Origin of the sequence: Cumulibacter manganitolerans (assembly GCF_009602465.1) — a bacterium.
In the GTDB taxonomy this organism is placed as follows: domain Bacteria; phylum Actinomycetota; class Actinomycetes; order Mycobacteriales; family Antricoccaceae; genus Cumulibacter; species Cumulibacter manganitolerans.
This window is the reverse complement of the sequence record NZ_WBKP01000085.1, coordinates 1-9098: the sequence shown is the minus strand read 5'-3', so window position 1 is coordinate 9098 and position 9098 is coordinate 1. Positions and strand designations below refer to the sequence as shown.

At 73.3% G+C, this 9098-nt stretch carries 8 protein-coding genes and 1 pseudogene; 4 read left to right on the top strand and 5 right to left on the bottom strand.

The window, feature by feature from the left end:
* Nucleotides 1-29: 29 nt before the first annotated feature.
* Together F8A92_RS17730 and F8A92_RS17725 are read right to left on the bottom strand one after the other, a co-directional pair.
* Complete coding sequence (locus F8A92_RS17730; RefSeq protein ID WP_194291573.1) at nt 30-962, bottom strand: diacylglycerol/lipid kinase family protein; 933 nt, start codon at nt 960-962, stop codon at nt 30-32.
* On the bottom strand, nt 955-2607 hold the full coding sequence (locus F8A92_RS17725) for an FAD-binding oxidoreductase (RefSeq protein WP_153506508.1): 1653 nt from the start codon (nt 2605-2607) through the stop codon (nt 955-957). Before F8A92_RS17725 ends, F8A92_RS17730 begins: the two co-directional genes overlap by 8 nt.
* Before the next feature lie 148 nt (nt 2608-2755).
* On the opposite strand from F8A92_RS17725, the gene F8A92_RS17720 reads away from it, so the two are divergent.
* Nucleotides 2756-4342, top strand: a complete 1587-nt coding sequence (locus F8A92_RS17720) for a glycerol-3-phosphate dehydrogenase/oxidase (protein ID WP_153506507.1) — start codon at nt 2756-2758, stop codon at nt 4340-4342.
* Nucleotides 4343-4364: 22 nt separating this feature from the next.
* On the opposite strand, the gene F8A92_RS17715 is transcribed toward F8A92_RS17720, so the two are convergent.
* Nucleotides 4365-4865: a methylated-DNA--[protein]-cysteine S-methyltransferase gene (locus F8A92_RS17715; protein ID WP_153506506.1), complete on the bottom strand. Its 501-nt coding sequence runs from the start codon at nt 4863-4865 to the stop codon at nt 4365-4367.
* 51 nt (nt 4866-4916) lie between these two features.
* On the opposite strand from F8A92_RS17715, the gene gdhA reads away from it, so the two are divergent.
* The 3 genes from gdhA to F8A92_RS17700 are packed head-to-tail and all read left to right on the top strand — an operon-like array spanning nt 4917 to nt 7896.
* Nucleotides 4917-6263: an NADP-specific glutamate dehydrogenase gene (gene gdhA, locus F8A92_RS17710; protein WP_323368447.1), complete on the top strand. Its 1347-nt coding sequence runs from the start codon at nt 4917-4919 to the stop codon at nt 6261-6263.
* Between the two features lie 14 nt (nt 6264-6277).
* Nucleotides 6278-7294, top strand: a complete 1017-nt coding sequence (gene fgd, locus F8A92_RS17705; protein WP_153506505.1) for a glucose-6-phosphate dehydrogenase (coenzyme-F420) — start codon at nt 6278-6280, stop codon at nt 7292-7294.
* A complete protein-coding gene (locus F8A92_RS17700; protein ID WP_153506504.1) occupies nt 7291-7896 on the top strand; it encodes an NUDIX hydrolase in 606 nt (201 codons plus the stop codon). The genes fgd and F8A92_RS17700 overlap by 4 nt, the downstream gene beginning before the upstream one ends.
* 3 nt (nt 7897-7899) lie before the next feature.
* Here F8A92_RS17700 and F8A92_RS17695 read toward each other — a convergent pair whose 3' ends face one another.
* Together F8A92_RS17695 and F8A92_RS18720 are read right to left on the bottom strand one after the other, a co-directional pair.
* Entirely contained in the window at nt 7900-8301 is a 402-nt protein-coding gene (locus tag F8A92_RS17695) for a universal stress protein (RefSeq protein WP_153506503.1), read from the bottom strand.
* 104 nt (nt 8302-8405) lie between these two features.
* Nucleotides 8406-9098, bottom strand: a pseudogene (locus F8A92_RS18720) (hypothetical protein); the annotation flags it as partial.

Here is a 9098-nt window from a genome sequence, read left to right as displayed (position 1 = left end):
GCCGGGCGCTCCCCGTCCGCCGGTCGCCCTCAGCCCGCCGCCCGCGACGCCGCGCGACCGTCTGCGCGGCCGGCGACCGGCAGCAGCATCCGCACCGCGTCGGGCAGCACCGACACCTCGACGGGCACCGCCGCCACCCGGTCGCCGTCCGCGTATATCGCCATCCGCCGACGGTGGGCGCGCCGGCCGCCCTCGACCGCCTCGACCCGCACCGTCCGCACCTGCTCCATGTGCACCTGCGGATGTGCCAGGTGGCTGCCGGTGAACACCTTCGGCAGCGTCCGCACGAAGTCCAGCCTGCCCACCTTCCCGATGGTCACGAGGTCGAGCAGCCCGTCGTCCACCTCGGCGCGCGGGCAGATCCGCATGCCGCCGCCGTACCTGCCGGTGTTGCCGATGACGACCGAGGTGCCGACCAGCGTGCGGGGCTCTCCGTCGACGAGCAGCGTGAAGGTCATCGGCTTCCACCGGGCGAGAGCGCGCAGCGCCGAGACCGCGTACACGGTCTTCCCGCGCACCTTCGACCGGTTCGCGAAGTCGTTGGCGATCGCGTCGAAACCGATCGTCGCGACCCCGACGAACACCCGACCGTCGATCGAGCCCGCGTCGATACGCCGCTCGGCGTACGTCGGCAGCTGCTGCACCGCCCGCTCCAGATCGAGCCCGATGCCGAAATAGCGGCACAGGTCGTTGCCGCGCCCACCGGGCAGCGGGATCAGCACGGCGCCACTGCGGACCGCGCCCCGGGCCGCCTCGGCGATCGTGCCGTCCCCGCCGACGACCGCGACCAGCGCGTCCGGGCCGAGCGCAGCGGTGTGGTTCTCGGCGTCCCCCGCCGCGGCCGTGACGTGCGTGGTGACCTCGTACCCCTGGGTGCGCAGCAGCCGCTCGATGCGGCTGCGCCGCTCCTCGCGGCCGTACGCCGAGCGCGGGTTGATCAGGAGGTGCAGCGCGTCAGCCACGTCGTCCACCGTTCATCAGCTTGCCGGGGTTGAGGATGCCTGCCGGGTCGAGGGTCGCCTTCACCGACCGCAGGACGTCGAGCGCCAGCTCCCCCGTCTCGGCCGCGAGGTAGGGAGCGTGGTCGATGCCGACTGCGTGGTGGTGGGTGATGGTGGCCCCGGTGGCCACGATCGCCTCGCTCGCGGCGGCCTTCGCGCGCCGCCACTGCGCGAGAGGGTCGTCCTCCTCGGCGGCGAGGAAGGTGAAGTAGAGCGACACCCCCGTCTCGTAGACGTGCGAGATGTGGCACTGCACCGACGCGCGATCGCCCAGCGCATCCCGGAGCGCATCCTGCACCGCGCGGTACGTCGACACCGCGGCGCTCCACGACTGCGCGGTCTCCAGCGTCTCGACGAGCAGTCCCCGGCCGAGCAGGTGGTCGCGCAGGTACGGCGCGCCGAAGCGGCCCTTCTCCCACGACCGCGCCGCGACCGGCCCGAGCCGGACGGCGCCGTGCCGGGAGAGGGTGCGTTCGATCTGGTGCTTGGCCAGGCCGGTCGTCTCCGGATCGCCCTCCCAGACGAAGATGCCCAGGCACGGCGCCCGCAGGCCGCGAAGCGTGGCGTACTTCCGCACCACCGCCGCCTTGGCGCCCCCGATCTGGGCCAGCGCGATCCGGGTCTCCTCCTCGTCGGAGACCCGGCACACGGCCGGCAGCTGGGCCTTGCCGTAGGCGTGCACCGCGTCGCGCAGCGCCTCGCGGGCCGCGTCGAAGGACTCGAACAGCCACCCGGCGTACCGCTTGGCCGCCGGCGCAGGATGCAGCCGCATGGTCACCTCGGTGATGATCCCGAGCGTTCCCTCGCTGCCGATGACGAGTTCGATCACTCGCGGGCCGGCCGCGCTCGCCGGCGCGCTGCCGCCGAGATCGAGCACGCCCCTCGGCGTGCAGATCCGCACCCGCTCGACGAGCTGGTCGGAGCGGCCGTAACCGGTCGAGGCCTGCCCCGCGGACCTGGTCGCGACGTACCCGCCGACGCCGGCTTCCTGGTGGCTCTGCGGGTAGTGCCCGAGCGTGCAGCCGCGCGCGGCGAGCGCCGCCTCCATCGCGGGCCCGCGCAACCCCGCGCCGAACGTCGCGCGCAGGTTCTCCGGCTCGATCGAGATGACCGCGGCCAGGTGCCGGAGGTCGACGGTCACGACCGCGCGGAAGCCGCCGGGCTCGGGCTGGACGCCGCCGACCACGCTGGTCCCCCCGCCGTACGGCACCACGGCGACGCCGAGCCGCTCGCAGGCCACCAGCAGCGCGGCGACCTCCGCCTCGTCGTGCGGGCACAGCACCGCGTCCGGCGCCTGCTCGCAGTCGCCGTGCCGCCGCCGCCAGAGGTCGGGATAGCTCTTGCCGCCGGCGTGCGCCGCGCGCTCGGCGCGGTCGGTCAGCACCTCGCAGCCGGTCTCGGCCAGCGCAGCGAGATCGTCGGCGGACAGCCGGGACGCCGGCATCCGCACGTCGGCCAGCGGCACCGGCGGCGTCTCGGCCGGGCGCGCGCCCAGCTCGTCGACCAGCACCCGCGCGACGTGCTCCGGGACGCCGGCGGACCGGGCCGGGTCGCCCCAGCCCCACCACACCGACGGCGCGACGATCTCGGTCAGGTTCTCGTTCATCGCTCTCCCGTCGCGCGCTGGGCGTCCAGTCTCGCACCCGCGGGGCGCGGCAGAACCGGTTTTCCGTCCCGTCGCGCCGCGGCGGGATTCCGGCCCGCGACGCGTACCGTTAGGGCGACATTCGCCCGCCCAGGAGACCGCGCCGCCGATGACATCACCGAGCCCCACCGCGCCAGCCGCATCCCGCAACTGGATCAACGCCGGCACCCGCGCCGCCGCGCTCGAGGGGCTCGAGCAGACCGCGACCCAGCCGCTCGACGTGCTCGTCGTCGGCGGCGGGATCACCGGGGTCGGCGTCGCGCTGGACGCCGCCGCCCGGGGCCTGCGGGTGGCGCTGGTCGAGCGCCGCGACCTCGGCAGCGGCACCAGCGGGTACTCCTCGAAGCTGGCGCACGGGGGCCTGCGGTACCTCGCCAAGGGCGACGTCGCGCTGGCCCGCGAGTCGGCCACCGAGCGTCATCACCTGCTCACGACCATCGCGCCGCACCTCGTGCGGCCGTCCCAGACGGTGATCCCGCTGGGCGACTACCTCGGCCGTGCCGAGGGCCTGAAGATGTACGCCGGGCTGCGGCTGGCCGACCTGCTGCGCGTCTCCTCCCGCACCCCCGCCGCCCTGCTGCCGAGCCCCAGCCGGATCAGCGCCCAGGAGCTGCTCCTGCTGGCGCCCGCGCTCGACCGGGCCGGGCTGCGCGGCGGCCTGACCTACTGGGACGGGCAGATCGAGGACGACGTCCGGCTCGTCGTCGCGGTCGCCCGCACCGCCGCGGCGCACGGCGCCCAGATCGTCACGCGGTGCGCGGCGACCGACGTCAACGCCCGGTCGGCGACCCTCACCGACACGCTGACCGGCGACGTCCGGGTCGTGCACGCCGACGTGGTCGTCAACGCCACCGGGGTGTGGGCGGACCGGATCGCCGGCGGTCTGCAGCTCACGCCGAGCCGCGGCACCCACCTGGTCGTGCGCAGCTCGTCGCTGGGCGACCCCCGGGCGATCCTGACCGTCCCGGTCCCGGGCACCGTCGGGCGGTACGTCTTCGCGATACCGCAGCCCGACGGGCTGACCTACGTCGGGCTGACGGACGAGCCCGCGCCCGGCGAGGACCCCTACGCACCGCAGATCCCCGAGGCCGACGAGCGGTTCCTGCTGAGCACCCTCGGCACCGCGCTGCGCACGCCGCTCACCGCGGACGACGTGGTGGGGCGGTTCGCCGGCCTGCGTCCGCTGGTCTCCGACGGCACCGGCGGCGCGAGCGCCGACCTCTCGCGCCGGCACCTGCTGCTCGACCGGCCCGGTCAGCCGATCACGATCACCGGCGGCAAGCTCACTACGTACCGCAAGATGGCCGAGGACACCGTGGACGCCGTGCTGCGGCGCCTCGGCCGGCAGGCCGACTGCGTGACTGCCGAGCTGCCGCTGGTGGGCGCGGCAGACCGCGGCACGCTGGGGCGCATCGCCGCGCCGCCGCGGCTGGTACGCCGCTACGGCACCGAGGCACCGTCGGTGGCCGCGCTGGCCACCGACGACCCGACGCTGCTCGAGCCGGTGGCTGCCGGCTCCCCCGTCCTCGGCGTCGAGGTCGTGCACGCCGTCCTCGCCGAGGGCGCGCTGGACGTCGACGACTTCCTCGACCGCCGCGTACGGGCCGGTTTCGTGCCCGCGGATCGCGAGGCGATCCGCTGGGAGTGCACGAAGATCGTGGAACGCGCGCGGGCGGCGCTGCGCAGCGGGCGCTGAGCGCCGGCCCCGGGCGCCGGCCTCAGAAGAGCGTCGGCGTGCTGCCGGCCACCCGCGCCTCCAGGTCGAGCAGGAAGCGCTTGCGCTCGACGCCCCCGGCGTAGCCGGTCAGCGCGCCGCTGCTGCCCACCACCCGGTGGCAGGGCACGACGATGCTGACGGGGTTGCTGCCGTTGGCCGCACCGACCGCACGCACCAGCCTGGGCTCGCCGAGCGCTGCGGCGATCGCGCCGTACGTCGACTGCCCGGCGTACGGGATCTCCAGCAGCAGGGCCCAGACCCGCCGCTGGAAGTCGGTCCCGTGCAGGTCGAGCGGGAGGTCGAAGACCTGGCGCTCCCCGCGGAAGTACTCGCCTAGCTGCTCGGCCACCTCGCGGCCGACGGTGTCGTCGCGAGGACCGGTGATGGCCGGGCTCAACGGCCGCTTGGTGAGCTTCATGTACAGCCCGCACAGGCCGTCCTCGCTGAGCACCGCGGTCAGCGGGCCGAGCGGCGAGGAGAAGACGGCGTGCGCTCGCGACATACCCCAGAGCATAGGATCGGCCACGGACAGCAGCATGGCGAACGGAGAATCGTGGCGAACGTGGCGGACCAGCTCGAGGGGATCTACCAGAAGGTGATCGACCGCAACCCTGGTGAACCGGAGTTCCACCAGGCGGTTCGCGAGGTCGTCACCTCGCTGGCGCCGGTCTTCGCCCGTCACCCGCAGTACGCGGAGGCATGCGTCCTCGAGCGGATCTGCGAGCCGGAGCGCCAGATCATCTTCCGCGTGCCGTGGACCGACGACCAGAACCGCATCCACATCAACCGCGGCTTCCGGGTGGAGTTCAACTCCGCGCTCGGGCCGTACAAGGGCGGCCTGCGCTTCCACCCGTCGGTGTACCTCGGCATCGTCAAGTTCCTCGGCTTCGAGCAGATCTTCAAGAACGCGCTGACCGGCATGCCGATCGGCGGCGGCAAGGGCGGCTCGGACTTCGACCCGAAGGGCCGCTCGGACGCCGAGGTGATGCGGTTCTGCCAGTCGTTCATGACCGAGCTGTACCGGCACATCGGCGAGTACACCGACGTCCCGGCCGGTGACATCGGCGTCGGCGGCCGCGAGATCGGCTACCTGTTCGGGCAGTACAAGCGCATCACCAACCGCTACGAGTCCGGGGTCCTGACCGGCAAAGGCCTCGGCTGGGGCGGCTCGCTGGTGCGTCCCGAGGCCACCGGCTTCGGCACGGTCGTGTTCGCCGAGCAGATGCTCGGCGCGATCGGGCGGTCGTTCGAGGGCGCCCGTGTAGCGATCTCCGGCTCCGGCAACGTGGCGATCTACGCCGCCCAGAAGGCGCAGTCCCTGGGCGCCACGGTCGTGACGATGTCGGACTCGAACGGCTACGTGGTCGACGAGGAGGGCATCGACGTCGACCTGCTGCGCGAGATCAAGGAGGTCCGCCGCGGACGCATCAGCGAGTACGCCGAGGCGCGGCGCGGCGCGAGCTATTCGACCAGCGGCTCGCTGTGGTCGGTGCCGGTCGCGGTGGCGCTGCCGTGCGCGACCCAGAACGAGCTGGACGCCGACGCCGCCCGAGCGCTGGCCGACAACGGCTGCAGCGTCGTCGCCGAGGGCGCGAACATGCCGTGCACGCCGGAGGCCGTCAAGGTGTTCGAGACTGCCGGCGTCGCGTTCGGGCCGGGCAAGGCCGCCAACGCCGGCGGCGTGGCGACGTCCGCGCTGGAGATGCAGCAGAACGCGGCCCGCGACAACTGGACGTTCGCGCAGACCGAGCGCCGGCTCGAGGAGATCATGGTCGGCATCCACGAGACGTGCGCGCGCACGGCCGAGGAGTACGGCGATCCGGGCAACTACGTGCTCGGCGCCAACATCGCGGGCTTCATCGACGTCGCGGACGCGATGCTCGCGCACGGCGTCATCTAGCGAAAGGACCACCGATGGGTACCAAGCAGCTCCGCCTCGGATACAAGGCGTCGTCCGAGCAGTTCGACCCCGCGCAGCTCCTGGCCTACTCGGTCGAGGCCGAGCAGGTCGGATTCGACTCGGTGTTCATCTCCGACCACCTCCAGCCGTGGCGGCACACCGGCGGCCACTCGCCGGCCGCGTTGCCGTTCCTGGGGGCGCTCGGCGCCCGCACGAGCCGCATCGTGATGGGCACCTCGGTGCTGACGCCGACGTTCCGGTACCACCCCGCCGTCGTCGCGCAGGCCTTCGCCACCCTCGGGTGCTTGTTCCCCGAGCGGGTCATCCTGGGCGTCGGCTCCGGCGAGTCCCTCAACGAGGCGCCGCTCGGGCTGCAGTGGCCCGACGGCAAGGAGCGCTTCGCCCGCCTGAAGGAGGCCCTGCAGCTGATCGAGGCCCTCTGGTCCGACGAGCGGGTGTCCTTCGAGGGCAAGTACTACACGACGGAGAACGCCACGATCTACGACCGGCCCGAGCACCGGGTGCCGCTGTACGTCGCGGCGTCCGGTCCGGCCGCGACCCGCCTCGCGGGCCGCGTGGGCGACGGCTTCATCACCACGTCCGGCAAGCCGCGCGAGCTGTACACCGACACCCTGCTGCCGGCCCTCGACGAGGGCGCGCGCAAGGCCGGGCGCACCGTCGACGACCTCGACCTGATGATCGAGATGAAGGTGTCCTTCGACCACGACGCCGACCGCGCGCTCGGCGACACGCACTACTGGGGCGCGCTGGCGCTCTCCAGCGACGAGAAGACCGGCGTCGAGGACCCCATCGAGATGGAGCGGCTCGCGGACGCGCTGCCGGTCGAGCGGACCAAGTCCCGGTGGATCGTCTCCACCGATCCCGACGAGCACGTCGAGAAGATCATGCAGTACGTCGAGTGGGGTTTCGGGCACCTGGTCTTCCACGCGCCGGGCCCGGACCAGTCCCGCTTCCTGAAGCTGTACGGCGAAGAGGTCCTGCCGCGGCTGCGCGCCAAGGGCGTCGCATGAGCGTGCGCGTCACCCGCGAGCAGGCGACCGCGCGGCTGGCGGGCTTCGAGCCGATCATCGCGCCGGAGACCGGGCACCGTCGCGCCGCCGTCGTCCTCGCGATCGTGGAGAACGACGGCGTCCAGGGCATCTGGCTCACCAAGCGGCAGCCGACGCTGCGGTCGCACTCCGGGCAGTGGGCGCTGCCCGGCGGCCGGCTCGACGACGGCGAGACCGGCGAGCAGGCGGCGCTGCGCGAGCTGCACGAGGAGGTCGGCTACGCCGCCCACGCCGACGACATCGTCGGGCGGCTCGACGACTACGTGACCCGCTCCGGGTACGTCATGTCGCCGTACGTGCTGTGGGTCGGTGCCGACCCGCGCTACCGGGTGAACGCCGACGAGGTGGTCTGGCTGTTCGACATCCCGTTCGACGAGCTGGACGTCGAGCCGAATTTCCTGAGCATCCCGGAGTCCGATCGTCCGGTGATCCAGCTGCCGCTGCTCGGCCGCAAGGTCCACGCGCCGACCGCGGCGGTGATGTACCAGTTCCGAGAGGTCGTGCTGCGCGGGCGCCCGACGCGCGTCGGGCACCTGGAGCAGCCGGTGTTCGCCTGGAAGTAGCGGCTACCGCGAGGTCGGCTTGACGGCGAGCACGTCGCAGTTCGCGTCCAGCAGGATGCGCTGGGCGTTGGAGCCCATGATGAGCTTGCCGACCGGGGAGCGCCGGCGCAGCCCGATGACGATGAGCTTGGCGCCCATCCGGTCGGCCACCTCGACGAGGTCCTCGGCCGGGTCCTTGCCGCGCACCAGCGCGTGCACCTCGTGGTCGACGCCGTCGGCCTCGAGGCGGTCGGTGACCTTCTCCAGCTCCTCGTCGAAGTTCAGCCCCTGCTTCACGAACTCGTCGCCGCCCTTGTTCGAGCCGACGACGATGAGCTTCTCGCCGCGCAGCTTCGACTCCTCGATGGCGCGCTCGAGGGCGGCGCGGCCCTCGTTGGTCGGGATGAATCCAACGACAACTGGCATGTGACATCCTTTTCGCGAGGCCGGCTCGGATCACGCGATCCGCCGGGACGACGTACGTGCACGATCGTTGCATACCGGCACCGCGAGCGAAAGAACCGCGGATCTCAGCCGCGGTCGGGCGGTGCTGCGACGATCGCCTGCACCTCTCGAGGCGGGTGGCCCGGCGCCGTCAGCACTCCCCTGCCGTAGGGCTGCGGACGCGGCCGCACCCCGAGCAGCTGCCCCTCGTCGACCGCCGCGCTCAGCACGAGCCCGACCGCGCCGAGGTCGTTGAGCACCGACAGGACGTCGTCGTGCAGGGCGCGGGCGGCCCCGGCGGCTCGCCGCGCCACGGTGATCCGCAGCCCGACGTCGGCGGCGTACGGCAGGAAGCCGCGCAGCGGGGAGAGGCTGCCCCCGGCCAGGACGAGCAGGTCGTAGTCGTCGACGAGCAGGTGCAGCTGGGGCCCGGACCACCAGTCGCCGGCGGCCAGCCGGTCCGCGTCGACGTCGGCCGACGGCATCCGCCGGGCGAGACCGGTGGCCAGCCCGGCGACGGCCTGCGCCGCGGCCGCCGGGGTGGGCGCGTAGCCGAGCAGCACCTCGGCCGGCAGGTCCCGGTGCAACCGGCGCCGGGGGTCGAGGACGATCAGCCGGGTCCCGCGGCGCGCGTCCTGCAGGGCCAGCGAGCGCAGCACCGACGTCCGCCCGGACCCCGGGTCGCCGAGCACGAGGCAGTGCCGGGAGTCGTCGCCGAGGGCGATGACCCGGCTGCCGGCCCGGTCGACGGCGAGGCACAGCCGGCGGTCGCGGAGCCC